This window comes from Streptomyces sp. NPDC021080 (assembly GCF_044333225.1).
Taxonomy (GTDB): domain Bacteria; phylum Actinomycetota; class Actinomycetes; order Streptomycetales; family Streptomycetaceae; genus Streptomyces.
Genome location: NZ_JBIRQM010000021.1, coordinates 103,985 through 130,199, shown reverse-complemented (window position 1 = coordinate 130,199; position 26,215 = coordinate 103,985). Strand labels below are relative to the sequence as shown.

At 73.7% G+C, this 26,215-nt stretch carries 14 protein-coding genes; 4 read left to right on the top strand and 10 right to left on the bottom strand.

Annotated features, from left to right (window positions below; genetic code table 11):
* Window positions 1–1,098: 1,098 nt before the first annotated feature.
* Window positions 1,099–1,611 (bottom strand): MarR family winged helix-turn-helix transcriptional regulator, encoded by a 513-nt coding sequence (locus tag ACH4S8_RS38605; RefSeq protein ID WP_398402795.1) that lies wholly within the window; start codon window positions 1,609–1,611, stop codon window positions 1,099–1,101.
* A 145-nt stretch (window positions 1,612–1,756) separates the two neighbouring features.
* On the opposite strand from ACH4S8_RS38605, the gene ACH4S8_RS38600 reads away from it, so the two are divergent.
* On the top strand, window positions 1,757–2,170 hold the full coding sequence (locus ACH4S8_RS38600; RefSeq protein WP_398402793.1) for an organic hydroperoxide resistance protein: 414 nt from the start codon (window positions 1,757–1,759) through the stop codon (window positions 2,168–2,170).
* Window positions 2,171–2,407: 237 nt separating this feature from the next.
* Here the strand turns inward: ACH4S8_RS38600 and ACH4S8_RS38595 are convergent, their stop codons facing one another.
* The 9 genes from ACH4S8_RS38595 to ACH4S8_RS38555 all read right to left on the bottom strand — a co-directional run bounded on the left by ACH4S8_RS38595 (window position 2,408) and on the right by ACH4S8_RS38555 (window position 21,021).
* Window positions 2,408–4,093, bottom strand: a complete 1,686-nt coding sequence (locus tag ACH4S8_RS38595; RefSeq protein WP_398402791.1) for a hypothetical protein — start codon at window positions 4,091–4,093, stop codon at window positions 2,408–2,410.
* A gap of 84 nt (window positions 4,094–4,177) precedes the next feature.
* The gene (locus tag ACH4S8_RS38590) at window positions 4,178–5,434 is read right to left on the bottom strand and encodes a hypothetical protein (RefSeq protein ID WP_398402825.1); all 1,257 of its coding nucleotides are present in this window, start codon (window positions 5,432–5,434) and stop codon (window positions 4,178–4,180) included.
* 242 nt (window positions 5,435–5,676) lie between these two features.
* The gene (locus tag ACH4S8_RS38585) at window positions 5,677–7,887 is read right to left on the bottom strand and encodes a CDP-glycerol glycerophosphotransferase family protein (protein WP_398402789.1); all 2,211 of its coding nucleotides are present in this window, start codon (window positions 7,885–7,887) and stop codon (window positions 5,677–5,679) included.
* A gap of 1 nt (window position 7,888) precedes the next feature.
* Entirely contained in the window at window positions 7,889–10,051 is a 2,163-nt protein-coding gene (locus ACH4S8_RS38580; RefSeq protein WP_398402787.1) for a CDP-glycerol glycerophosphotransferase family protein, read from the bottom strand.
* 143 nt (window positions 10,052–10,194) lie between these two features.
* Window positions 10,195–12,618, bottom strand: a complete 2,424-nt coding sequence (locus ACH4S8_RS38575) for a CDP-glycerol glycerophosphotransferase family protein (protein ID WP_398402785.1) — start codon at window positions 12,616–12,618, stop codon at window positions 10,195–10,197.
* A gap of 152 nt (window positions 12,619–12,770) precedes the next feature.
* On the bottom strand, window positions 12,771–13,682 hold the full coding sequence (locus tag ACH4S8_RS38570; RefSeq protein ID WP_398402783.1) for a carbohydrate ABC transporter permease: 912 nt from the start codon (window positions 13,680–13,682) through the stop codon (window positions 12,771–12,773).
* A complete protein-coding gene (locus tag ACH4S8_RS38565; RefSeq protein ID WP_398402781.1) occupies window positions 13,679–15,019 on the bottom strand; it encodes a carbohydrate ABC transporter permease in 1,341 nt (446 codons plus the stop codon). The genes ACH4S8_RS38570 and ACH4S8_RS38565 overlap by 4 nt, the downstream gene beginning before the upstream one ends.
* 6 nt (window positions 15,020–15,025) lie before the next feature.
* On the bottom strand, window positions 15,026–16,426 hold the full coding sequence (locus ACH4S8_RS38560; protein ID WP_398402779.1) for an ABC transporter substrate-binding protein: 1,401 nt from the start codon (window positions 16,424–16,426) through the stop codon (window positions 15,026–15,028).
* A 698-nt stretch (window positions 16,427–17,124) separates the two neighbouring features.
* Window positions 17,125–21,021 carry an FHA domain-containing protein gene (locus tag ACH4S8_RS38555; RefSeq protein WP_398402777.1) on the bottom strand — a complete coding sequence of 1,299 codons (3,897 nt, stop codon included), beginning with the start codon at window positions 21,019–21,021 and terminating at the stop codon, window positions 17,125–17,127.
* A gap of 491 nt (window positions 21,022–21,512) precedes the next feature.
* Here ACH4S8_RS38555 and ACH4S8_RS38550 point away from each other — a divergent pair, with 491 nt between their 5' ends.
* The 3 genes from ACH4S8_RS38550 to prfB all read left to right on the top strand — a co-directional run bounded on the left by ACH4S8_RS38550 (window position 21,513) and on the right by prfB (window position 25,947).
* On the top strand, window positions 21,513–23,177 hold the full coding sequence (locus tag ACH4S8_RS38550; RefSeq protein WP_398402775.1) for a serine/threonine-protein kinase: 1,665 nt from the start codon (window positions 21,513–21,515) through the stop codon (window positions 23,175–23,177).
* 129 nt (window positions 23,178–23,306) lie between these two features.
* On the top strand, window positions 23,307–24,548 hold the full coding sequence (locus ACH4S8_RS38545; protein WP_398402773.1) for a serine/threonine-protein kinase: 1,242 nt from the start codon (window positions 23,307–23,309) through the stop codon (window positions 24,546–24,548).
* Between the two features lie 292 nt (window positions 24,549–24,840).
* Window positions 24,841–25,947 (top strand): peptide chain release factor 2, encoded by a 1,107-nt coding sequence (gene prfB / locus ACH4S8_RS38540; RefSeq protein ID WP_398402771.1) that lies wholly within the window; start codon window positions 24,841–24,843, stop codon window positions 25,945–25,947.
* Window positions 25,948–26,215 lie beyond the last annotated feature (268 nt).

The following is a 26,215-nucleotide window of genomic DNA, read 5'->3' as shown; positions in this document are numbered from 1 at the left end:
CCGGCCACTTCGCCCAGGAGGGCCGCTCCTACGCGCTCGTCGCGGCCGGGGCGGCCGGAGCGACCCTGCTGCTGGTCCGGGCCGCCCGGTCCACCCGGCCCGGACCCTGGTGCGCGTACGCGGCGACGGCCGCCGCCACCTGCCTGCTGCACGAGATGGCCCTGCTCCTGCTCCTCGCCCACGCCACGACGCTGGCGCTCGCCCGTGTCCCGGCGCGGGTGTGGCGGGCCTGGCTCCTCGCCGCCGCGGCCGTGGCCCTGGTGCTGGCGCCGCTGGTGCTCGTCTCCCACGCCCAGTCCGCGCAGGTCGCCTGGCTGGCACGCACCGACCTCGCGAGCGTCCGGCGTCTGCTCGGGCTGTTCACCGGACCGGCCCGGCTGGTGATCGTGCCGTACCTGGTCCTCGTCGCCCTCGCCTTCCGCCCCGAAGGGACCCCGCGCGGCACCCTCTCGCTCCCCGCCGTCGCCCTGCCGCTGGCGGCCGTGCCCCCGGCGGTGCTGCTGACGGTGTCGCACTGGTGGCCGCTCTACGACGAGCGCTACGTCCTGTACGCCCTCGCCGGGGCCCCGCTGCTCGCGGCCGCCGGAGCCGACCACCTCGCGACGAGGCTGCCGCGGCTGCTGCCCCACGCGGTCCTCACCGGCGTCCTCGCCGTGACCCTCGTCCTCGCCGTCCAGCTCCCGCTGCTGCGCGAGGACCGCAGCCCCGACCGCCGTCCCGACAACCTGGCCGCCGTCTCCGCCGTCGCCCACCGCGAACTGCGCCCCGGTGACCCGGTGCTGTTCCTGCCCTCGCTCGCGCGGCGCGCGGCGCTGGCGTACCCGCAGGGCTTCCGCGGCATCCGGGACGTCGCGCTCAGCGTGCCCGCCCCCGCCTCCGGAACCCTCTACGGCCGCGAGGCGGACCCCGGTGAACTGCGCCGGAGGCTCGACCGGCTCGACCGGGTGTGGCTGGTCGCCGCGCCCTTCGCGACGCGCCGGGCCTGGCATCCGGGCGAGGCGACCGAGCGGCTCAAACTCGCCGTGATCGACGAGCAGTTCACGCCCCTGGAGCGGGTCGTCCGCCGAGGCGTGACGCTGCGTCTCTACGTGCGCCGGCCTACATACACCCCGGTGCCTCGGACAGGGCCGATTCGTCCAGTGCCGCCTCGTCCAGTGCCGCCGTCAGCCGGTCGAGCCGGGCCCGGAGCGCTCGGATCTCCTCCAGGTCCGCCCCGGTAGCGGCCGCGATCCGGCGCGGCACGTCCTGTGCGCGCTCCCGCAGCGCGGCCCCCTCCTCGGTGAGTCCCACCTGCACGGACCGCTCGTCGCGCACGCTGCGCTCCCGCCGGACGAGCCCCGCCGCCTCCAGCCGCTTCAGCAGCGGCGACAGGGTTCCCGAGTCGAGCCGCAGATGCTCGCCGACCTTCTTCACGGGCAGTTCGCCGTGCTCCCACAGCACCAGCATCACCAGGTACTGCGGGTAGGTGAGCCCGAGGTCCTTCAGCAGGACGCGGTAGACACCGCCGAAGGCGCGCGAGGCGGCGTTCAGCGAGAAGCAGATCTGTTCGTCGAGGCGGAGGAAGTCGCCCGCGGCGGGGGCCTCGGGGCTCGGGGCAGGTGTTGCGCTCATGCCTCCAGGGTAGCTCTGGCGAGCAATTAGATTGTGCACAACTGAATTGTGTGCTCTAATTCTGGTCGTGAGGCCGCCCGACCGGCGGACCCCACCAGGATTCCGGCTTGATCCGGCATCATCCGACTTGAGAGGGATGGTCCCCATGGACGCGCTCTACACCGCTGTCGCCACCGCCACCCACGGCCGCGAGGGCCGTGCCGTCAGCTCCGACGGCGCGCTCGACCTCCAGCTGGGCATCCCGGCGCAGATGGGCGGCAACGGCCAGGGCACGAACCCCGAGCAGCTGTTCGCCGCCGGGTACGCGGCCTGTTTCGCGAGCGCCCTCGGCCTGGTCGGCCGCGCCGCGAAGGTCGACGTCACCGAGGCCGCCGTGACCGGCGAGGTGAGCATCGGCAAGCAGGGCGAGGGCTTCGGCCTGGCCGTCACGCTCCGCGTCGAGCTGCCCGACACCGTGGACGAGGCGACCGGCCGCAAGCTGGTCGAGCAGGCCCACCAGGTCTGCCCCTACTCCAACGCCACCCGCGGCAACATCCCGGTCGAGCTCGTCATCGAGTAACCGGCACCCAGGCCCTGTCGTCAAATTCCCGTCTGCCGTGCGACGCCCGGCACGCTCCCCCGAGCTCTTCGAGCAGGGGGACCCCCACTCGCCGCACCGGGCGAAAGCCCGAGTACGTCCAGTACGAGGACTTCCGCCCGGCACGCCGAGAGCACGCACCGGACGCCGCGCAGCCGCCCTTCGGGCGACGACGGGAACTTGACGACAGGGCCTGGCAGGCCGGTGCCGGACGGTTCGTCATCGAGCGGCACGGACCGCCGCACCGGCCTTCGCGCCGGCACCCGCACCGCCCTTCGCGCCGGCCTCTGCACCGGCCGCCGCACCGGTGCGGGTGCCGGTCCCCTCGCCGATCCGGGCCAGCACCTCCCCGGTCTCCCGGCTCCACGCCACCACCGTCGCCTCCTCGGGCACCTGCCGCCAGCGCGTCAGCAGCAGCCAGCGGGCGTGGTACCGGCGGGCGACGGCGGTGCGTTCGGCCCGGGTCGAGTCCGGGGCGAGATAGGCGCGGACCGCCGCGCGCCGGCGCAGCCGTTCGCTCTCGGCCAGGGCGGGGTCCGGCCAGGCGGGCGCGGCAAGGTCCGGGCCGTAGCCCGCGAGCAGGTGGACCGAGTAGTACCCGTCCGCGATGACCGCCTCGCCGGGCCGGATGTGCCGCGCCGCCCAGTCGTACGTCGGCCAGCGCGGCGGCTGGTCGAAGCCGACCGGGTCCAGCGAGCGCGGCACCACCGCACCGGCGTGCACGGTCAGGAACCCGGTCAGGGCGCCCGCCGCCGCGGCCCCGCCCAGCACCCGCCGCCACGGCCCCCACGGCCGCGGTCCGGCCAGCTCCACCCCGAGCGCGAACTGCAGCGGCACCAGCGTGAGCCCGAGGATCCTGCCGTACGTGTAGTGCCCGCTCACCCAGCCGTACGTCACCGCCGCGCACTCCAGTGCGAACATCAGCACCAGAGGATCGCGCCACCCGCGCCCCTCGCTCCGGTGGGCGCGCCGGGCCCGCAGCCACAGCGCGGGCACCCCGGTCAGCGCCAGCCAGAAATGTCCGGGCATCCCGTCGTACAACTGCTCGTGCATGGCGTCCACGCTGCGGTCCGCGGTCAGCGCGAAGACGTCGAAGTACGGCCAGCCGTACGCGACGAGGAGTGCCACCGCGCCCGTGAGCAGCCACCGGCCCGCCACCGCCGGACGCCAGCCGCGCTGCCCGCCCGCCACGAACGCCACCCCGCCGAGCACCGCGGCGACCGACGTGATCGGATGCACGAGCAGGATCAGTCCGTACAGGGCGCCGAGGGCCGCGTACCCCCAGCTGTTCCCGAGGCCGCCCGGGCCCACGAACCGGACGAGGCCGCCCGTGCCCGCCGCCCGCCGGCCCGTGAACGCCCAGGCCCAGAAGGCCAGCCCGATGGCGAACGTCGACGGATAGCCCAGGTTGCCGGTCATCGACATCAGCCCGAGGTAGCCGCTCCACCAGGCCCGGTCCGTGCCCCACAGCAGCACCATCGCGAACAGGCACAGGACCGGGGCGAGGCGACGGGGCGTCAGCACGCGGGTGAAGCGGCCGATGCCCGTCAGCAGCACCAGCAGATTGACCGGCCCCGACAGCCGTACCACCGCCCAGCCGCCGAGACCGGTCAGCCGGGAGAAGGCGCCCTGGGCCACCGCGTACGGCGAGTAGTACGGGCTGCCCGCGCCCGGCAGGTCCGCCATCGGATGCCGCGGGTGCAGCAGGTTCGCGCGCAGGCGTTCGACGACCGCCGCGTGCTGACCCGCGTCGCAGCACAGCGGGATCCGCCAGTAGGCGAGCGTCATCACCAGCCAGAACAGGCCGCCGGCGACCTGGTACGGCGTCGGGCGCCAGGCGTGTCCACCACGCAGCGCGGTCGCGCCGAGGACGGCCTCCCGCCGGATGGCGACGGTGGCGCTCATGGGGCGGTGAGGGAGCGGGAATCAGCTGTTTTCGGCATCTGCCGTATATGCCCGCCCCGTTCGGCGGCCTAGCCCGGAATCACCTCATCGGGTGACCTCGGCCTCCCGGCGCGAGGGCCCCGGGACCAGGCCGCCGGGCATCCGCGCGCCCGGCCGGACGACCGTGTCCAGGAGCAGCGGAAGCCCCACCGCCGGCAGCAGCCACAACAGCACGATCAGCCGCTCGCCCCAGACGTTGATGTCCGGGTGCGCGGCCTGGTTGAGCACTCCGGTGCCCGCCGCCGCGATCAGGAAGACGCCGAAGGCCCGGTGCCTGCGCAGCGCCCCCCAGCCGGCCGCCAGCACCGAGGCGAGGAACAGCGGCTGCCACAGCTGGCGGCGCGTCCACTCGATCCAGAAGGCGGCCTCCAGATGGAGGAACTCCGGCCACGGACGGACCCGGTCCGGACGTGCGTAATGCCCGGTGAGCAGATCCTGCACGCTCTCCGACTGGGACGGATAGTGCAGCAGCTTCGCGAGCAGCACCGTGGCCAGCACACCGCAGCCAGCCACCACGCCGAGGGTCCGCAGCGGCCCGTTCCACCGGCGCCGGCGGGCCAGGAGCAGAACGCAGGCGGCGAACAGGCACAGGCCGAGGAACAGCGCCTGCGAGTGCTTCACCGTGAAGAGGACCGCCAGAGAGCCGCCGGCCAGCCAGGTCCCGGCCCGCGCGCGGCCCTGGAGGACCAGGGCACAGCCCCACAGGGCGGCGAGGGTCACGGCCATCATCAGGCCCTCGGTCATCGGGCGCATCGCCGTCGTGCCGCACGGCAGGACGTAGTAGAGGGCCTGCCCGGTCAGGGCCGCGCCGGTGGAGGTGCGCAGGGTGCGCAGGAGAAGGAACACGAGCACACCCCCGGCCACCGTCACGGCGACCGCCGAGGCCCACAGTCCCCAGGTCACCCCGAGCACGGTGACGAACGGCAGCAGGAACACCGGATAACCCGGCCGTACCTCGAAGATCCGCATGAAGCGGGGCGGCATGAACGGAACGATGTGTCCCGCCGACCGCCCGGCCGCCAGCCGCGCCGACACCCCGCGCCACTGCTCGCGCCGGCACTCGGCGACCACCCGCCGGGTCGGGCTCGCGCGGTGGAAGCGCACCGGGTCGACGGCCTGGTTGCGGCGGGCGACGGACGCCTTGCCCGCGCAGACGTAGTCGATGGTCAGGGTCGCGGCCCGCTGCTTGCCGACACCGCTCAGATCCAGCGCGTACGACAGGTAGTTCTTGCTGTCGGGGGTGTCCCGGCCGGCGGGGTTGGCGAGCTGGAGGACGGCGAAGACGACGGCGATCAGGATCACCCGGCCGCGGGCCGACCGGGGCGCGCGCGGCGCCCGTAGCCGGAACCGGCGGGAGCGCGCGGCCGCCGGGGCGGGGCCGGTGCCGTTCGCGGTGCCGTCGGCCGTGCCGTCGGCCGTGCCGTTCGGGACTCGGTCCGCGGCTCGGCCCGGGGCTTCGTTCGTGGCTTCGTTCATGGCTTCGTTCATGGGTTCCCTCGCGGGTCCGTCCGTGGGTCCGTCCGTGGGGCCGTTCGTGGGGCCGCTCATGAGGACGTGAGCACGTCGTGGCCCGTCTGCGCGGGCACCGGGACGACCGCGGCCGGCGGCCCGGTCCGCTCGCCGAGCATCAGCGTCCGCACCACCCGCTCGGCGGCCCGGCCGTCGTCGAACTCGCAGAACCGCGCCCGGAATCCGGCGCGCAGCCGCTCCGACTCCCCGTCCCGCCAGGCGCCCGACGTGAACAGCCGCGCCAGCTCCCGCTGCGAGCGGGCCACATGACCAGGTGCGTCGGCCGTGATGTCGAAGTAGGCGCCCCGGCTCGCCGCGTACGCGCCCCAGTCGTCGGCGAGGACCACGATCGGCCGGTCCAGGTTGGCGTAGTCGAACATGAGGGCCGAGTAGTCGGTCACCAGGGCGTCGGAGGCCAGCATCACGTCCTCGACGCGCGGCTCGTCGGTCGCGTCGACCACGACACCGCGCCGGTGCAGCTCGGCCAGCCCCATCCCGCGCGCCGGACCGTCCGCGAGCGAGGGATGCAGCCGTACGACCAGGGTGTGGTCCGCGCCGAGGCCGTCCGCGAACGCGGCCAGGTCCAGCCGGTCCACATGCCCGCCGCGGACGTACTCGCGGCGCGTCGGCGCGTACAGCACCACCTGGTTCCCGGCCGGGATCCCGAGGCGGGCCCGGGCCGCCCGGCCGTCCTCCGGCCGGGCCCGCACCAGGACGTCGTTGCGCGGACTCCCGCTGCGCAGCGAGGTGAAGTGGCAGGGGTAGGCGCGGTCCCAGACCAGCTCCGAGTGCCGGTTGGCGACCAGGCTGTAGTCCCAGCGGTCGGCGCGGCGCAGCATCTGCGGCACGTCCACGCCGTGCCGGGCGCCCGGCTTGTGCAGCAGGTCCGCGGCCATGTACTTCAACGGGGTGCCCTGGTGGGTGTGGATGTGCACGCTGCCGGGGCGTTTGACCAGGGATCCGGGCCAGTTGACGTTGTTCACGAAGTACGTGGCCCGCGCGGTGACCTGCCGGTAGCGCAGCGAGTCGAGCAGGACGTGTTCGGTGTCCGGCGGCAGCAGCGCCGCCTGCTCCGCGTCGCGCACCACCCACACCCCGCGCAGCTGCGGGGCCAGTTCGCGTGCCGCGGCGTACACCGCGGCGGGATCACCGAGGACCCCCCGGTGCGAGAACGCCGAGTACACCGCCAGGTGCGGGTCCAGCGGCCGGTGCCCGTGCACCGCCGACCAGCCGTGCTTGACCCGCGCGGCGAGCACCCGGCGGGCCTGCTGCCCGCGCCGGCCCAGCTCCAGGCCCGCGCGGCCCGCCTGCCGCCGCACCCGGTAACGCGTGAAACCCCCGTTCAGGGCCCGCAGTCCGGGCGGCACGGGACCGGCCTCGTGCTCGCGGAAGAGCGCGGCCGTCAGCCGGAAGAACTCGGCCTTGTCCTCCTTGGGCAGCCGGTCCTCCTTGGACAGGATGTCGAGGCAGTGCTCGCCCATCTTGTGGTGCAGATAGGGCTGCCAGTGCGCCAGCTCGGGCCGGGCGCCGACGAACGCGAAGACCCGCTCGTACTGGTCGTGGATGTCGAAGTGCTTGCGGCTGGTGGTGGACAGGATGTTGCCCTGGCGCCGCTGGCGGTAGGCCAGACAGATCCGGTCGAGGGCCGCGATCCGCTCCGCGCTGAGCATCACCGGGAACGTCCAGGGCGTGTCCTCGTAGTACCCGGGCGGGAAGGCGAAGCCCTCCTGTTCGACGAAGGCCCGGCGGTAGACCTTGTTCCACACCACCATCAACAGGTCGAGGATCTCGGGGTGTTCGGCCGCGGAGAAGGTGCCGGGGCCGGCCTCCGCGAGGATCCGAGCGAGCACGTTCCTGCGGGTGCCGCCCCACCAGTAGGTGCGCGCGTAGTCGAAGACCAGCACATCCGGGTCGGCGGTCTCGTCCAGGCGGTCGGCCATGGCGCGCAGCGCGCCCGGCGTGAGGGCGTCGTCGCTGTCGAGGAAGAAGAGGTAGTCCCCGCCGGCGAGCGGCATCCCGGCGTTGCGGGCACGGCCGAGCCCCACGTTCTCCGGCAGATGCAGTACCCGCAGCCGGGGATCGCGGGCCGCGTACTCGTCGAGGATCGCGCCGCAGCCGTCCGGGGAGCAGTCGTCGACGGCGATGACCTCGATGTCCGTGTACGACTGCTCCAGGACCGAGTCGAGACACTCGCGCAGAAAGCCCTGCACCTTGAAGACGGGGACGATGATGCTGAAGCGGGGCACGTCAGTTCCTTACGAGGGTGGACGCGGCGGGGGCCGGGACGCGTTCGGCGAGCGGCAGAACGGGCGGGATCGTCTCGGGGGACTCGCCCAGCAGCACTCTGCGCACGACCCGTTCGGCGGCCCTGCCGTCGTCGAACTCGCAGAAGCGCTCACGGAACCGGGCCCGCAGCGCGGCGGCGGCCGGATCCGCGTAGGAGCCGTCGGTGAACAGCGCGGCCAGCTCGTCCGGGGTGCGCGCCACCTTGCCCGGCGGCTCCTCCAGCACGTCGAAGTAGACGCCCCGGGTCTCCCGGTAGACCTCCCAGTCGTCCGCGTACACGACGACGGGGCGGTCGAGGTTGGCGTAGTCGAACATGATCGACGAGTAGTCGGTGATCAGCGCGTCGGCGGCCAGACAGACGTCCTCGGAGGACCGGTGCCCGGTCACGTCGATGATCCGCGCGCCGCCGCGCCGCCCACGGCCCTCGTCGTAGAAGTAGTGGGCGCGCAGCAGGACGACGAACTGCTCGCCGATCGCCTCGCAGAAGGCGTCCAGGTCGAGCCGGGACTCGAAGCCGGTGCTGTAGTCACGGTGCGTCGGCGCGTACAGCAGCGCGGTTCTGCCCGCGGGCACCCCGAGCCGTTCACGGACGCGGGCCACGTCCTCGGCGCTCGCGGTGCAGTAGACGTCGTTGCGCGGATAGCCGTACTCCAGCGCCTCGTAGCCGCCGGGGAAGGCCCGTTCCCACATCTGGGTGGAGTGCCGGTTGGAGGAGAGGTTGTAGTCCCAGCGGTCCACGCGGGCCAGCAGCTTGGTGAAGCTGCCGGTCGCCGCGGCCACCACCGGGAACGTCGACTGGTCGACGCCCATCTTCTTCAGCGGAGTCCCGTGCTGCGTCTGCAGGTGCACGCTGCCGGGGCGCTTGACCACGCCGTCCGCGAAGTTGGCGTTGTTCACGAGGTACTTGGCCCGGGCCAGCACCTCCCAGCCGCGCCTGCTGCCGATCACGGCGTGCTCGACGTCCTTCGGCAGCGCGTCCACCGCCTCGGGCTCGACGAGGAACACCGAGCGGATGTGCGGGGCGAGTTCGCGGGCTTTGGCATGGATCGCCGCCGGGTTGCAGGCGTAACCCCGGCCCCAGTAGGCGCAGTACACCGCGAGGTTCTCGTCGAGGGGGCGGCGCAGCTGGAGGGCGTAGAGCGCGCGGGCGCGCAGCGTCCTTCCGCGGGGCACCCGGCGCAGCACGCCGGAGACGACCCGGTTCGTTCCGCGCAGCGCGCGGAACGCGCTGTACGCGCCCGTCGCGAGCAGCCGGTGCTGCACACCGAGGCTGCCCGCCGGGGCGCGGAACCCGGCCGGACGGTGCCGCCGGTAGAGCCTGCCCGCCCGGCGGAAGAAGGCCCGGCGGCGGCCCGCGGGCACCCGGACGGGGTGCGCGGCCGTCTTCAGGACCAGGGAGAAGAGCTGGCCGAACAGCGCCTTCGACCGGGCCGCGGGCAGGGTCCGCCCCGAGGCCCGCACGAGGACCCGTTCGACCTGGTCGAGGAGTTCGAAGTGGTGCTCGCCCGGCGCGTTCAGCCGGCTGCCCTGGCGGCGCAGATGATGCCGTACGCACACGGTGCGCAGCACGGCCGACCGCTCGGCCGTCACCGTCACCAGGCCGCCCCAGCCGGCGTCCGTGAAATGCCCCTCGGGAAACGTGAGTTCGTGTTCGGTGAGGAAGCCGCGACGGTACACGGCGCTCCACGCCGGAACGTGCACGCCCAGCACCTCGGGGGCCTTGTCGAGCGGGGGCGTGCTCGATTCGCCCTCCCACCAGTGCACCCGCTGATGCCCGAAGTAGAGGACGTCCGCGTCGGCCGGGAGCCCCGCCTCCAGGGCGTCCAGCGCACCCGGCACCAGATCGTCGTCGCCGTCGAGGAAGAGCAGGTACGCGCCCTTCGCCGCCGCGATCCCGGCGTTGCGCGCCGCGCTCAGTCCGCCCGACGGCGGCGAATGGACCGGGACCACCCGGGAGTCCCGGGCCGCGTACGCGGCGGCCACCGCCGCGGACGGGGAGTCCTCTCCGTCGCAGACCGGGATCAGTTCGAAGTCGCCGAAGGACTGGGCCAGGACCGAGTCCAGCGCGCGGGCCAGGCGCCCGGCGACTTCGAAGGTGGGCACGATGACGCTGAAGCGGGGCATTCTGCTCTTTCTCTCAAGGGGCGCCGGACGGGGGATTCATCGTCCGGGGCGCCCGGTCGGCCGCCAGGTGGAGGGACGGGTGGGCGTGGGCCGCGACGGACTGGAGGGCACGCGGACTCCGGTTCAGAGGGTCTCGGACGGGTTCAGCGGGTCTCGGTGAGGGGAACGGCGGCCCCGGGGGCCGGGACGCCCCCGAGCGGCTGGTCGGAGTCCGGCACGCCCGTGAGCGGCCGGCCGGTGCCCGGGGCGCTCCCGAGCGGTCGGCCGGAGTCGGGGACGTCCGCGAGCGGTCGGTCCGGGTCCGGGACGCCCGTGAGCGGTCGTTCGGTGCCCGGTACGGTGCCGAGCGGCCTGTCGGTGTCCGGCCGGGCCGGCGAGGCCGAGGCGGCCGGGCGGCGTTCGGCGAGGGGGACGAACGGCGGCAGTCCGGCGCTCTCGCCGAGCACCACGTGCCGTACGACCCGTTCGGCGGCCCGCCCGTCGTCGTACGGGCAGAACCGCTCGCGGAACGCGGCCCGCAGGCGCGCGGCGCGTGCGTCGCGCCAGTGCCCGCTCGCGAAGACGCCGATCAGCTCGTCCTCGCTGCGGGCGAGGGCGCCCGGCGGGAAGGCGCGCAGGTCGAAGTAGGTGCCGCGGGCCGCCTCGTACGCCTCCCAGTCGTCCGCGAGGACCACGATCGGCCGGTCCAGGACCGCGTAGTCGAACATCAGTGACGAGTAGTCGGTGACCAGGACGTCCGAGGCGAGGCACAGCGACTCGACGCTCGGATGGCCGGACACGTCGATGATCCGGCCGCCCGCCGTCTCCGTCAGCGGCTCCCCGTAGCTGTGATGGGCGCGGGCCAGCACCACGAAGTCCGGGCCGAGCCGGCGCAGCACACGCTCCAGGTCCAGGGTGCGCGGCTGGGTGTGCCGGTAGTCCCGGTACGTCGGCGCGTACAGCACGGCGACCGTGCCCGTGGGGATGCCGAGCGACGCGCGCAGCCGGTCCACGTCCGCCGGCGTCGCGTGCTGGAACACGTCGTTGCGCGGCAGCCCGTACTCCAGCGTCGTGTACGAGGAGGGGAAGACCCGCTCCCAGACCAGGGTGGAGTGGCGGTTGGCGGACAGGCAGTAGTCCCACGCGTCGGCACCGCGCAGCAGCTCGGCGAAGTCGGTGCCGCGCGCGGCGGCCGGGCGGTCCTGGAGGTCGAGGCCCATCCGCTTCAGCGGTGTCCCGTGCTGCGTCTGGATCATGATCTGGCCGGGCCGCTTGACCAGCCGCCGGTCGAAGTTGACGTTGTTCACCAGGTACTTGGAGCGGGCGAGCGCCGTCCAGTACCCCGCCGTGCCGGGACGCAGCCGCTGCGCCGGGGCCGGGATCGTGTGGTGGTGCTCGGGGTGCGCGATCCACGCCGTGCGGATGTGCGGTGCGAAGCTGCGGAACGCGGACTCCAGGGCCCCCGGATTGCAGCCGTGGCCCCGGCCCCAGTAGCTGGAGAAGACGGCCCGGTCGGCGCGCAGCGGGAGCCGGAGCTGGACGCGGTAGTGGAACTGGAGCGCGGCGCCGCGCACCGCGTGCCGCAGCCGGGCGGCGCGCCGCCCGGCTCTCCTGCGGATCCGCGACGCGAAGGACAGCAGCCGGTACGTGCGATGCGTGCCGAAGCCGACCAGCGCGTGCCGCAGCCGGGTGCGCGGGGTGGCCGGTGCGCCCGGGACGCGGTAGCGGCGGTAGTGCGCACGGGCCCGGCGCAGGAACTCGGCCCGTGCGGAGCGCGGCAGCCGGCCCCGCTTCACGAACACCGTGGCGAAGTGGTCGAGCATGCGCCGGAACAGCACCGGGCGCCATCGGTTCAGCTCCGGGTGCGCGGCGACATGCGCGAAGACGCGGTCGTACTGATCGAAGACATCGAGGTGCCCCCGGCCGCTGGTCCCGAGGATGCTGCCGTGGCGCCGCTGCCGGTAGTGCACACAGACCCGGTCGAGCGTCGCGACGGTCTCGGCGGACATCAGTGCCGGATACGTCCAGGGCGTGTCCTCGTAGTAGCCGGGCGGGAACCGGAAGCCCGCGCGTTCCACGAACTCGCGGCGGTACGCCTTGTTCCACACGACCATCAGCAGCCGCAGCAGTCCGGGCCGGTCCTCCAGCCGGAAGGGCGCCGGGCCCTCCTCGGTGAGCTGCGCCGAGACCTGGTTGCGCACGACCTCGCCCGACCAGAACGTGCGTGCGTAGTCGTACACCAGGACGTCCGGGTCGCCGGTCTCCCCCAGTCGTCCGGCGACGGCCCGCAACGCGCCGGGGGTCAGGGTGTCGTCGCTGTCCAGGAAGATCAGGTAGTCGCCGGTGGCGCGTTCGAGACCGGCGTTGCGGGCGCGCCCGAGCCCCACGTTCTCGGGAAGGTGCACGGCGAGCACGCGGGGGTCGCGGGCGGCGAACTCGTCGATGATCGCCCCGCAGGCGTCGGGCGAACAGTCGTCGACCGCGATGAGTTCGAGGTCCGGGAAGGACTGTCCGAGCACGGATTCGAGGCACTCGTGCAGGTACGCCTGAACCTTGTACACGGGGACGATGACACTGAACCTGGGCACGGGACATCCATGGGTCGGCGCGGGCATACCTGCCCGAAAACGGCCGAAGGGGTGACTTGGTTACGCCAGATGTGGCGTACGGGGGATGCCGGGTGAACGGCGAGGGGCGGGCCGATGGCCGGCCCGCCCCTCGAAACGTGCTCCGTACCTGCCTATTTGACCGCGCCCGCCATCACTCCGGACACGAACTGCCGCTGGAACGCGAAGAACACGGCCAGCGGGATCACCATCGAGATGAAGGCGCCCGGCGCCAGCACGTCGATGTTGTTGCCGAACTGGCGTACCTGTGTCTGGAGCGCGACCGTGATGGGCTGGCTCCCCGAGTCGGAGAACACCAGCGCGACCAGCATGTCGTTCCACACCCACAGGAACTGGAAGATCCCCAGCGAGGCGATCGCCGGTCCGCCGAGCGGCATCACGACCCGGGCGAACAGGCGCAGTTCACCCGCGCCGTCCAGACGGGCCGCCTCCAGCAGCTCCCTCGGGATCTCCGCGAAGAAGTTCCGCAGCAGGAAGACCGCGAAGGGCAGGCCGTATCCGACGTGGAAGAGGACCACGCCGGTGACCGACCCGAAGACGCCTATCTTTCCGAAGAGTTCGGCGATCGGGATCAGGGCCACCTGCACCGGCACGACCAGCAGGCCCACCACGGCGAGGAACCACCAGTCGCGGCCGGGGAACTCCATCCAGGCGAAGGCGTAGCCCGCGAGCGAGCCGATCACGACGACCAGCAGCGTCGCCGGGACCGTGATCAGCACCGTGTTGAGCAGCGAATGCGTGATGTCGCCGTTCTCCAGCAGCTTCCGGTAGTTGTCCACGGTGAGCTGCGAGGGCGCGGTGAACACCTTCCACCAGCCGCTGCCGCCCATGTCCTCGGGACTGCGCAGCGAGGAGAGCAGCAGCCCGATCGTCGGCACCAGCCAGAACAGGCCGACGAGCAGCAGGAAGACGCGTACGACGCCGCCGCCGACCCCGCTCGCGATCCGTGAACCGAGCGAGGGCCGCGCCCTGTTCACGGCCGTCGCGGGCGCGGACTCCGCCAGCCGCCCGGCATGCGTGGTCATCGCCGCACCTCCCGCCTGAGCCGGCGCACATTGAAGAGCATCACCGGGATCACCAGCAGCAGCAGGAACACCGCGATGGCGCTCGCGACGCCCGGACGGCCCTCCGAGAAGCCCTTGCGGTACAGCTCCAGGGCCAGCACGTTCGCGTCGTCCTGGGAGGAGCCGGGCGCGATGATGAACACCAGGTCGAAGACCTTCAGCACATTGATCATCAAGGTCACGGCCACGACCGCGAGCACCGGCGCGAGCAGCGGCACGGTGACCCGGCGGAACACCTGCCACTCGTTCGCCCCGTCGACCCGGGCGGCCTCCAGGAGTTCGCGCGGCACCCCCGCGAGCCCCGCCGCGATCAGCACCATCGCGAAACCCGCCCACATCCAGACGTAACTGCCGATGATGGCCGGGGTGACCAGGGACGGGCCGAGCCAGTCGACCCCGTTGTACGGCTCCTTGAAGTTGCTCGCCGGGAGCCGCAGCCGGGCTCCGTCCGCCGCGGCCGAGAGCGAGAACGTGCCGTCGTCGCCCACCTCGGCCGAGTCGACGACCTTGCCGTCCTTGACCGCCTCGATCCTCATCCCGGAGTAGCCCAGTTCGCTCGGGTCGACCTGGCCGAGCCTGCCGACGCCCTTGCCGCGGGTGAAGTCCTGCCAGGCCGTGCCGGTGACCCGGCCGGGATCCGTGGCCGCCCGCACCGCCTTCTTCGCGCCGTGCGGCATCCGGTCCGGCGCGACGCCGACCAGCGGCAGGGCGACGGACTGCCCGGTGTGCACGGCGTCGCGGGTGATGAAACCGCCCCGCTCGGCCTCAAGCGGCGACCGCCCTCCCGGGTGGGCGTTGGGGAACGCCGACGACGGGGCGAAGGTGTCGTGCACCCCCACCCACACCGCGTTCGCGACGCCCTTGGCCGGGTCCTGGTCGTACACCAGTCGGAAGATGATTCCGGCGGCGAGCATCGAGATCGCCATCGGCATGAAGACGACCAGCTTGAACGCCGTTCCCCAGCGCACCCGTTCGGTGAGCACCGCGAAGATCAGCCCCAGCGCGGTCGCCACCGTCGGGGCGAACACCACCCAGATGATGTTGTTCTTGAGCGCGGTACGGATGCCGTCGTCGGTGAACAGCGCCTTGTAGTTGTCGAACCCGGCGAATCCGTCGCCCTGCTGGTCGTAGAAGCTGCGGACGAGCGAGTACCCGATCGGGTAGACCACGAGCGCGCCGAGCAGCACCAGGGCGGGCAGCAGGAACAGCGCCACCACCGTCCTGCGGGTCCCGGTCACGCTCTTGCGTGTACGGGCCGGGGGCACCGGTGCGGTGTCCCCGGCCGTCGCCGACGTCATGCCGGATCAGCCCTTGTAGGCCGCGGCGGCGTCCGATTCGAGCTTCGCCTGCGCCCCCGCCACGTCCTTCGGGTTCTTCAGGAAGTCCTGCAGGTCCTTCCACTCGCCCTTGCCGGGCGTCCCGCCGAAGGCCTGCGGGGCCTGGTCGGACATGTCGAAGCGGAAGTCGTCGCCGGCCGTGATCAGCGCCTTGGCCATGGCCTGCTGGACGGCGTTCGGATAAGCGGAGTCGGCCACGTTCTTGTTGGGCGAGAGATAGCCGCCGAGCTTCGCCTGGATCGTCGCCGCGTCGGGCGAGGCGAGGAAGGTCAGCAGCGCCTGGGCCGCCTTGGAGTCCTTCAGGACGACGGCCGCGTCACCGCCGCTGACCACCGGGGCCTGGCCGCCGCCGACCGCCGGGAACGGGAACACCTTCGCGTCCCTCCCGATCTTCGCCTTCGTCTCCGCGATGTTGACGCCCACGAAGTCGCCCTCGAAGACCATGCCCGCCTTCGGCTGGTCGCCGCCGGTGAACGTCTGGGTGACCGAGGCCGGGAACTCCGTCTGGAGCGCGCCGTCCGGACCGCCCGCGATGAAGTTCTTGTTGCCCCAGACCCCGGCGAGCGTGGTCAGCGCGTCCTTCACGGACGGATCCGTCCACTTGATCTTGTGCTGGGCGAGCTGGTCGTACTTCTCGGGGCCCGCCTGGGAGAGGTAGACGTTCTCGAACCAGTCGGTGAGCGTCCAGCCGTCGGCGCCGGCGACCGAGAGGGGGGTGACACCGGAGTCGTAGACCCTGTGCACGGTGGCGAAGAATTCCTTCCAGTGCCTGGGCTCCTTGGCCCCCGCGTTCTCGAAGACCTTGGTGTTGTACCAGATCAGCGACTTGTTGGCGGCCTTGTAGTACACGGCGTACTGCTTGCCGCCGACCTTGCCGAGGTCCTGCCAGCCCTGCGCGTAGTTCTTCGTCAACTGCGCCTGCGCGTCCGGGCCGACGGGCTTGGCCCACCCCTTGTCGACGGCCTGCTTCACCGCGCCGACCTGGGGGAGCAGCGCCACGTCCGGGGGCGCGCCGCCCGCGATCTTCGAACCGAGGAAGTTGATGATCGGGTCCTGCGCCGGTACGAAGGTGACCTTCGCGCCCGTGCGCTTCTCGAACTCCGCCAGCACCTTCTTGAAGTTGGCCTGTTCCGCGCCGGTCCACACGGCGGCGACCTCCAGGGTGGCGCCGTCCAGCTTGGGCAGGGTGACGGAGCCGGCACCGCCGCTCGGCGTGTCGTTGCCGTCGTCGCTCGCCTTGCCGCCACCACCGCACGCCGTGAGTGTCAGAGCGCCCGCGACGGCGGCGGCCGCGGCGGCCCGTGCGGCTCTGCGCGAGCGGCGGGTGGAGTGATCGGGCGACCTGCGTATCTGAGGAATGCTGCGCATCACTGCCCCGTTCTTCGTTCTTCGTCGAACGTCAAAGCGGCTGCTGCCCCGATCACTCCGGTCTACGCCTGCTCGTTCGAGGGCGGCAAGACCGCCGGGGCTGTCAAGTACACGATCGTGATTGGGTCGTGACGTCCGGTCACCGCTTCGGGGTGCGTCGGCGGGGCGAACAGAGGCTGCCGGAAAGGCTGTTGGTGTGCGGACGCCAGGGCTGCGCGATTCCCCAGGGGGCGCGGTGCGCCGACGCGGGGGCCGCGCGCGCCGACGCCATGGCGACAGCACCGCCCTGCCGCACCGGGGCGGAAGCGGCGCGGGTGTCCTGCCCCGTTCGGACCGGTGCGGCGCCGGCCCTCAGCCCCGGCCGGGCATCGAACAGGACCGACCTCTGCCGCACCGGGGCAGGACGCCGGTGTCGGCCTTCCGCCCCGCTCGGGCAGGCGCGTCGGCCTTCTGCCGCGCCCGGGTGCCGGGCGGCGCCCGCGCTCCGCCGCGTGCTGGGGCCTGTCGTCACATTCCCGTCCGCCCCGCAACGCCTGGCACGCTCCCCCGAGCTCTTCGAGCAGGGGGACCCCCACTCGCCGCACCGGGCGAAAGCCCGAGTACGTCCAGTACGAGGGCTTCCACCCGGCACGCCGAGAGCACGCACCGGACGCCGCGAGGCCGCCCTCCGGGCGACGACGGGAATGTGACGACAGGCCCTAGAGCAGCGAGGGCATCTCGGCCGCGGAGACCGAACGCGCCGCCCGCTCCAGGGCGCTGGCGAGCAGGGCCAGGTCGGTGGGTCCGTTGCCCAGCTCGCGGACCGGGCGGCGGGCCGGCGGGTCGCCCATGCGGTGCCACTCCAGGGCCACGACCGTGGGGCGCAGTGTCGCCGTACGGGGAATTCGGCCCGTGACCCGCCCGCCCTGGAACGGGGTCTCCCGGCCGTCGGCGGTACGCAGCCGGCCCCGCCCGGGGGCGGGTTCGTCGGGTCCGGGCGACGGCGCGTCGAGGGTGACGCGCAACGCGACGGAACGGGTCAGCTCCGACGGGGCCGTACGGCCGCCGGCGCCGGACGCCGCCACGAGGTGCACCCCGAGCCGGTCCCCTTCCCGGACGACGGCCTCCAGAGCCCGTACGACCGAACCGGCCGCCGGGCGTCCCGGGGAACCCAACGGCGGTGCCAGCAGGGCGTCCAGATCGTCGACCACCACGACCAGACGGGCCAGCGGAGGGCCCGGCTCGGTCTGCCGGTGCCCGGCGCCGGGGCGCAGCCGCAGCGTCGAACTCGGCGGTGTGTCGAGGTCGGCGGCGCCCGGGGACGAGGTCCCGCCCGGCGCGCTTCCGCCCGTGCGCTGGGCCACGATCCGGCCGGGCACCGTGCGCCCGGCATGCCACTCCGCGAAGCCGAGCCGGCCCAGCAGCTCGGACCGCCGCTTCAGCTCGGCACTCAGCGACTGGGCGAACTCCCGCATCCGGACCGGGTCGTTGGCCGTGAGGTGCGTGGTGACGTGCGGCAGGTCGGTGCAGACCTGGAGCCCTTCCCCGCCGCCCGCGGCGCCCTGGGAGGCCGCCGCGTCCCGCCCGTCCATGAGGACGATCCCGAGCCGGTCGGGCCGTTCGGCGGCGGCGAGGGACGCGGCGACCGAGCGCAGCAGTTCCGTACGGCCGCTGCCCGGCGGGCCCTCGATCAGCAGGTGCGGGCCCTCGACGGGCAGGTCGACGGCGACGGGTCCGCGCGGGCCCGCGCCGAGCACCGCCCGCGCCCGTCCGCCGAACGCCTCGCTGTCGTCCGCGGCGTCCGCCCAACGCGCCATCAGGGAAGCGGGGGTGGCCCGCGCCAGCCCCAGCTCGTCGAGCAGACGCGCCGACTGAGGCAGGGGCGCCGACACGCGCGTGTGCCGGTCCCCGGGGGAACCGTCCGTGCGCAGGGGCGCGAGGGACCGGGCGAACCGCTCGGCCCAGGCGAGGGACACGGCGTCCACGGCGGCGACCGTGCCGTGCCCCACGGGACCGCGGGGGAACTGCCCGGCCGTGCCGGCGCGTCCGCCGCTGCCCGCGGGAGCGGCCGTCCGCCCCGGCGCGGGGTGCGGGATGCCGGTGTGGGTGGCTCCGTCGGGCAGGGGAGCGGCGGGAGCGGAGGACTTCCGCCCGGCGCCGTCGGGTCCGCCGTGCCGGGAACCGGCGGGGGAGGAACCGGCCCCCGGGGCCCGCGCCGGGGCACCTTCGCCGGCACCGCCCGGCGCCACCCGCATCAGCCGCAGCGCCGTCGCCACGTCCCCGCTCAGCAGCGCCACCGCCCCGCACTCACGGAACGCGGGAGAGGCCGCGCACGCCGCTTCGTAGGTCTCGGTCACCGGGGACGCGGGGGAGGCCGCGGCGGTCTCGGCCAGGCACACCAGGTGGATGCCGGCCCGCGCGCCCTCCCGTGCGAGGCGCATCACGCCCTCGCGTACGTCGGCGCTCCCGGGGTCCCCGTCCACGATCACCACCGTGTACGGGCCGTCGTACCCGTCCTCCGTGTCGTCGGCCCGCGCCCAGGACGGCCTTCGTGCCGGGCCCCGTGAGCCGGCGTCGCCGGACGGGGCGACGCGATCGCCGCGCACGTCGTCGTGCGTCCCGGACCGGGCGGCCGGAACCGTGGCCCCGGCGCCGGAGCCCGCGGGGAGCGGGCCACGCACGCGTGGCGCGCCCGCCGCCTCCAGGTGGTCCTCCAGGCGGCGCAGCAGCTCGTCCGTGCGCGCCGCCGCCTGTTCACGGTCGTACGCGAGCAGCAGACGGCAGTCCTGGCCGTGGGCGGGACGCAGATGGGGGAGCCAGCCGAGCCAGGACCACTCGGCGGTGCGCTCCTCGACCGGGCGGACCCGGTCGGTGCTGAGGAGGACGATCTCCAGGGTGTCGGGGGAGTGCAGCGCGGCGAGCTGCGCGACGACCGCGCGGGCCAGTCCCGACAGGCGTGCCCGCGGTCCGGCCAGGCCCAGGGAGCCGGCCTCCCGCAGCCCGGCGGTCACCGGCACCACGGGCAGCAGGCCCGAGCCGTCCGGCGCCGCCCGGTCGGCCGTGCCCAGCCGTACCGTCAGTGCCTCGGGATGGCCGGGGCCCCGTTCCCACAGCCTGGGACCGGGTCCCAGCGCGGTGAGCAGCAGGGTCGCCGGGTCGGGCCAGCTCTCGGGCGAGCGCCGTACGGCGGGAAGGAGCTCCTCCACCGCGACGGCTCCGTCCTCGTACGCCTCCCGCGCGGCCTGGGCCGCCCCGCCGCGGCCGCCGGTCAGACGGCGCGCCCACGCGCCGATGCCGCCCCGCCTGCGCACCCCCGGCGGGACGTCCGTGCCCCGTGTCGGGGTGCCCCGGCGCGCGCCGGGGATGCCCGCGGCGGAGGTGCCGGACGTGCCGCCGGCTGCGGGGCCGAAGGTTCCCGCTTCCGCGGCACCCGTCCCGTCCCGGCCGCCGGAGTCCGCGGGCCCGGCGGTGCGGCCGGCCTCCCGCGCGGGCGCGCCGGAGCCGCTGCCGCGGCCCTGCGCCGTCGCTCCCCGCGGCCCGGTCTCGATCCGGGGAGCCCCGCTCTGCTCCGGCACGGCCGGGGGCGCCGCCGCCCGTCCGTGCTCCAGCGCCCCGGGGGCGCCGCCGGCGGAGGCCCCCCATGCCGCGGTCCCGTAGGCGTGATGCGTCTCGTCCGCGGGCGGCAGACCGCTCCCTCGGGCGAGGGAGGCGCTCTCCCCGCGCGCGTGCGGCACGGCACCGCGCGGCTGCGAGGCGCTCCGCGGGGAATCCGGCGGGGTGGCGGGGGCGCCCGGCCCGGTGCCGGAACCGGCCGGCGGGGCCTGCGCCGGGAAGCCGTCCGCGGCGGCCGTGCCCCGGCGGGCGGCGGTCCCGGCGCCGGCCGGACCACCGTGTTCGTCGAAGGCGCCGGCCCGCGGGGTGTCGCCGGCGGACCCGGTCCTCACCCGCACGTGGCCCTCGCCGTCCGGCGCCGTCTCCACGACGCCGGGACCTCCCGGCAGGGCGAGCCGCAGGGCGGACTCGCCGACGCGCAGCAGCGCGCCCGCGGTGAAGGGGACGGGACGGCCGCCGACCCGGGAGCCGTCGAGCGTCGTGCCGTTCGTGGACCCGATGTCGGCGACCGAGACACGGCCCTCCGGGGTGACGGTGACCGCGCAGTGCAGGCGGGACACGTCCGGGTCGTCCAGGGGCACGTCGGCGTCCGCGGAGCGGCCGATGCGGATCTGGCCGCCGTGCAGCAGGTGCACGCCGCCGGCGTCGGGTCCCGCGACCACATGGAGCTGGGCCGAGACGTCGTCCAGGTCGGGACCGGGCTCGGCGGGCGCGCCCAGGGACAGCACGGCGCCGTCGGTCAGCGGCGGCTCGCCGAGGGTGCAGCGCTGGGCGTCGAGCCGCTCCGCGCCCGCGTAGAGCACGATCTGGCCCCCGCCGGGCTCACGGCCCCGCTCGCCCTGGGAGGCGCCCCCGCTTCCCCCGACCGCCGCGGCCAGCCCCGACGCGACCGCGGCCAGCGCCGTCCCGGCGGGCGCGGTGACCAGCACATCGCAGGCCGTGGCTCGCCCCCGCGGCTCCGATGGCGGGCCCAGCGGGTCTACGACGGTCAGCCGGATCTGCATCGCCGTCAGGGGTCCCTTCCGCGCAGGTGTCCGCGACGAGGACGAGGCTGCGCTGCGGTCCCCCACCGCAGTTCCCCCCACCGCACACGGGCACGTCGGCCAGTAACTGGAGGCATCCTCGCACCTGCCGCCGACAACGCGCCCGCCCCCCACCTGTAAGTGATCTTGATTGGTCGGCTCTGCCCGTAAAAGTTCCTGACCAGTGCCCGCCCGATGTCGGCTTGAGATCGCTCACGCCCGGTCCCGGCAACCAACCGACCGAAGTGAGCGTCTTTCCGTCGAACGCACGGGAGCGGCTTTCCGTCGAACATGGACGGGTGCGCCCACGTATGCGCTTATGCGGACCACAGGTGCGCACGGGACCTATGGGAAAGCACACCAGGAGGACCGCCCTGTGCCGGGCGGGGCGGCACTACAGTGGGTCGGAAACTCCTGTACCACGGTGATCACGGTGGACGGACCAGGCAAGCAAGCAACAGGGAGCGCATGACGTGCGGCCGGTAGGGAGCAAGTACCTCCTTGAGGAACCGCTGGGGCGCGGCGCCACGGGCACGGTCTGGCGAGCCCGCCAGCGGGAGACCGCGGGCGCCGAGGCGGCCGTCGCCGGACAGCCCGGCGAGACCGTGGCGATCAAGGTCCTGAAGGAAGAGCTCGCGAGCGACGCCGACATCGTGATGCGGTTCCTCCGGGAGCGGTCGGTGCTGCTGCGCCTGACCCACCCGAACATCGTGCGGGTGCGCGACCTCGTCGTCGAAGGCGATCTCCTCGCCCTCGTCATGGACCTCGTCGACGGCCCCGACCTGCACCGCTACCTGCGCGAGAACGGACCGTTCTCGCCCGTCGCCGCCGCCCTGCTCACCGCTCAGATCGCCGACGCGCTCGCCGCCAGCCACGCCGACGGCGTCGTGCACCGCGACCTGAAGCCCGCGAACGTGCTGCTCAAGCAGGACGCCGGCCAGATGCACCCGATGCTGACCGACTTCGGCATCGCGCGGCTCGCCGATTCCCCCGGCCTGACCCGGACCCACGAATTCGTCGGCACGCCCGCGTACGTCGCCCCGGAGTCCGCCGAGGGACGCCCGCAGACGTCCGCCGTGGACATCTACGGCGCCGGCATCCTGATGTACGAGCTGGTCACCGGGCGCCCGCCGTTCGCGGGCGAGTCCGCCCTCGAAGTGCTGCACCAGCACCTGAGCGCCGAACCGCGCCGCCCCTCGACCGTCCCGGACCCGCTGTGGACCGTCATAGAGCGCTGCCTGCGCAAGAACCCCGACCAGCGGCCCAGCGCCGAGAACCTCGCGCGCGGACTGCGCGCCGTCGCCGCGGGTGTCGGGGTGCACGCGTCACCCGCGCAGATCGCCGCCGCCGACGGCGTGGGCGCGCTGCTCGGGCCCGACCCAGCCCCGGCGTACGTCCCGGACGTCCCCGGCGCGGCCGACGCCACCCAGGTGCTCCCGCAGGGCGCGGCCTCGTACGACCCGTACGGCGCGACCAGCGTGCTGCCGCACACCGCCGGAGCGGCCGACCCGACCGCCGTGCTGCCGCCCGTGCCCCAGAACCAGCCGGGCGGAGCGCCCGGCCAGGGCGAGGACCCGCACCCCTGGCAGAACCAGTTGCGCGCGGCCCGCGACCGCAACGAACAGACGCAGGTCCAGTACCTCGACCCGAACGAGGACCCGCTGCGCCACCGCCCGCAGCGCCAGGTCGCGCGCCCGCAGCGGCAGCAGCCCCAGCCGCAGCAGCAGCGCCCGCAGCGGGGCCAGCAGCCGCCGCCCGGATACGGCTATCCGCAGCAGCAGCAGCAACAGCAGCAGTACGCGCCGCAGCAGCAGCGCTACGCCCCCGCGCCCCAGCAGCAGCCCCAGCCGCAGCGGTACGCGCCCGAGCCGCAGCGGCCCCAGCAGCCCGCCCCGCGTCAGCGCGAACCCCGGCAGGGCAGCGCCAACCCGATGAAGATCCCGGGACTCGGCTGCCTCAAGGGGTGCCTGTTCACGGTCGTCATCCTGTTCGTGGCCGGCTGGCTGATCTGGGAATTCAGCCCCCTCCAGGACTGGATCGGCACGACCAGGAGCTTCTGGGGGGAGCTCACCCACTGGTACCACCAGGTCAGCGGCTGGATCGGGGATCTCGGCTCGAAGGACCCCACGAAGAACTGACCCGAGACACCCCGGAGCGGCCGACTCTGGGGACTTGTCGACATCTGACGGGTGATTTCGGCCTCGGGCGTGAAGGTTGCCTCCTCGGGCGCGTACTTTAAGCGGCAACACGCGTCTGTAGGAGCAGTCTTGGCACGCAAGATCGGCAGCAGGTACACCGCGAACCAGATCCTGGGGCGGGGGAGCGCCGGCACGGTGTGGCTGGGCGAGGGGCCCGAGGGGCCCGTCGCCATCAAGCTGCTGCGCGAGGACCTCGCGTCCGACCAGGAGCTGGTGGGGCGCTTCGTCCAGGAGCGCACCGCGCTGCTCGGCCTCGACCACCCCCACGTGGTGGCGGTGCGCGACCTGGTGGTGGACGGAAACGACCTCGCCCTCGTCATGGACCTCGTCCGGGGCACCGACCTGCGCACCCGGCTCGACCGGGAACGCAGGCTCGCCCCGGAGGCCGCGGTCGCGATCGTCGCCGACGTGGCGGACGGACTCGCCGCCGCGCACGCCGCGGGGGTCGTCCACCGCGACGTGAAGCCCGAGAACGTCCTGCTCGACATGCAGGGCCCGCTCGGCCCCGGCGGCTCCCACCCGGCCCTCCTGACCGACTTCGGAGTGGCCAAGCTCATCGACTCACCGCGCCGCACCAAGGTCACGAAGATCATCGGGACGCCCGACTACCTCGCGCCCGAGATCATCGAGGGCCTGCCGCCGCGCGCCGCCGTCGACATCTACGCGCTGGCGACCGTGCTCTACGAGCTGCTCGCCGGATTCACGCCCTTCGGGGGCGGACACCCCGGCGCGGTCCTGCGCCGCCACGTCACCGAGACGGTGGTGCCGCTCCCGGGCATCCCGGACGAGCTGTGGCAGCTGATCGTGCAGTGCCTGGCCAAGGCGCCCGCGTCCCGGCTGCGGGCCTCCGAGCTGGGCGCACGGCTGCGGGAGCAGCTGCCGCTGCTGGCCGGTATGCCGCCGCTGGACGTGGACTCCCCGGACGCGGACTCCGAGGAGCCGGAGGAGGAGTACGAGGAGAGCGCGGAGCCGTCCGAGCCCGCCGCGGCGCGTGAGCGGCGCGGGGCCGTGCCCCTCGTGCCCGGGGCCGCCACCGACTCGAACCGGGACACGCACACCTCGATGCGGGTGCCGGCGCCCGACGAGCTGGCCGGCGGGGCCCGGGGGACCGCCCGCGCGCCGCGCGCCGCGGGCGCTCCCCGTCCGGGCTCCGCCCGGCACCGTGCCTCCGCCCGCCGGCGGCGCATCACCCTGGGGGTGGCGGCCGTCGTCCTGGTCGCCGCGGCGGGCGTCGGTACCTGGCTCGCCACCTCCGACGACGGTGACGCGGCTCCCCAGGACACGAAGAACTCGGCCCCGGCCTCCCCCTGAACCCGGGCCGGCGCCCCGGACGGACGTTCGTCGCCCCCTCCGCCCCTTCCCTCCCCCAAGGTCTCGGCTTCGCTCGACCAGGGGGACCCCCGTCGTCCCTGGGGGCTGCCGCCCCCGGACCCCGGCTTCGGCCCGACGGCCTCGTCCTCGAGCGCCGGACGGGCCGAAAAGCCAGCCCCTCCGGCGCTCGAGGAGCGAGGGGCCGGGGGCAGCGCCCCCGTCACGGGACGGGAAGGGGCGGACGGGGCGAGACCCGGCGAGGCCCGGTTGCCGCAACCGTTACGCTGGAGGCGTGGCAGTCGTCGATGTTTCCGAAGAGCTCAAGTCCCTCTCCTCGACCATGGAGTCGATCGAGGCCGTCCTGGACCTCGACAAGCTGAGGGCAGATGTCGCCGTGCTCGAGGAGCAGGCGGCCGCGCCGTCCCTGTGGGACGACCCGGACGAGGCGCAGAAGATCACCAGCAAGCTGAGCCACCTCCAGGCGGAGGTCAGGAAGGCCGAGGCGCTCCGCGGGCGCATCGACGATCTGAGCGTGCTCTTCGAGATGGCCGAGGAGGAGGACGACCCGGACACCCGTGCCGAGGCCGACGCCGAGCTCGTCGCCGTCAGGAAGGCGCTGGACGAGATGGAGGTCCGTACCCTCCTGTCCGGCGAGTACGACTCGCGTGAGGCCGTCGTCACCATCCGTGCCGAGGCCGGCGGCGTCGACGCCTCCGACTTCGCCGAGAAGCTCCAGCGCATGTACCTGCGCTGGGCCGAGCGCCACGGCTACAAGACGGAGCTGTACGAGACCTCGTACGCGGAGGAGGCGGGCATCAAGTCCACCACCTTCGCCGTCCACGTGCCGTACGCGTACGGCACGCTCTCCGTGGAGCAGGGCACGCACCGGCTGGTGCGCATCTCGCCGTTCGACAACCAGGGGCGCCGCCAGACCTCCTTCGCCGGTGTCGAGATCCTGCCGGTGGTCGAGCAGACCGACCACATCGAGATCGACGAGTCCGAGCTGCGGATCGACGTGTACCGCTCGTCCGGTCCCGGCGGCCAGGGCGTCAACACCACGGACTCCGCGGTGCGTCTGACCCACCTCCCCACCGGCATCGTCGTCTCCTGCCAGAACGAGCGGTCGCAGATCCAGAACAAGGCCTCGGCCATGAACGTCCTGCAGGCCAAGCTCCTCGAGCGGCGCCGGCAGGAGGAGCAGGCCGCGATGGACGCCCTCAAGGGCGACGGCGGCAACTCCTGGGGAAACCAGATGCGTTCGTACGTCCTGCACCCGTACCAGATGGTCAAGGACCTGCGCACGGAGTTCGAAGTCGGCAACCCCGAGGCCGTGTTCGGCGGCGAGATCGACGGCTTCCTGGAGGCCGGAATTCGCTGGCGCAAGCAGCAGGAGAAGTAAGGACACGACAGAAGCGGTGCGGGCGGACGTTCGCCGCCCCCGCTGAAACAGCTTTGTCGACAAGGCAACTGCCGCCCGTCGGGCGGCAGTTGCCTTCGTTTGTAGGGGCTGTATGGGTTTTCCGTCACAGTCACATGTCCTCAGGCCGGGCAAACGATGGTGTTCCGGACATCGCGTACGCAACGACCTTGACGCTGCTGTGGAATCTGGGAAGGGTGACGTGTGGCATGCGTATCTCCGGGGCGCATGTGAACCGGGGGGTTGAGCG

Coding starts and splice junctions, on each gene's coding strand:
- ACH4S8_RS38605 (WP_398402795.1), bottom strand. CDS start 1,611: ATGAGCGCAACACCTGCCCCGAGCCCCGAGGCCCCCGCCGCGGGCGAC.
- ACH4S8_RS38600 (WP_398402793.1), top strand. CDS start 1,757: ATGGACGCGCTCTACACCGCTGTCGCCACCGCCACCCACGGCCGCGAG.
- ACH4S8_RS38595 (WP_398402791.1), bottom strand. CDS start 4,093: ATGAGCGCCACCGTCGCCATCCGGCGGGAGGCCGTCCTCGGCGCGACC.
- ACH4S8_RS38580 (WP_398402787.1), bottom strand. CDS start 10,051: ATGCCCCGCTTCAGCGTCATCGTGCCCACCTTCGAAGTCGCCGGGCGC.
- ACH4S8_RS38570 (WP_398402783.1), bottom strand. CDS start 13,682: ATGACCACGCATGCCGGGCGGCTGGCGGAGTCCGCGCCCGCGACGGCC.
- ACH4S8_RS38565 (WP_398402781.1), bottom strand. CDS start 15,019: ATGACGTCGGCGACGGCCGGGGACACCGCACCGGTGCCCCCGGCCCGT.
- ACH4S8_RS38560 (WP_398402779.1), bottom strand. CDS start 16,426: ATGCGCAGCATTCCTCAGATACGCAGGTCGCCCGATCACTCCACCCGC.
- ACH4S8_RS38555 (WP_398402777.1), bottom strand. CDS start 21,021: ATGCAGATCCGGCTGACCGTCGTAGACCCGCTGGGCCCGCCATCGGAG.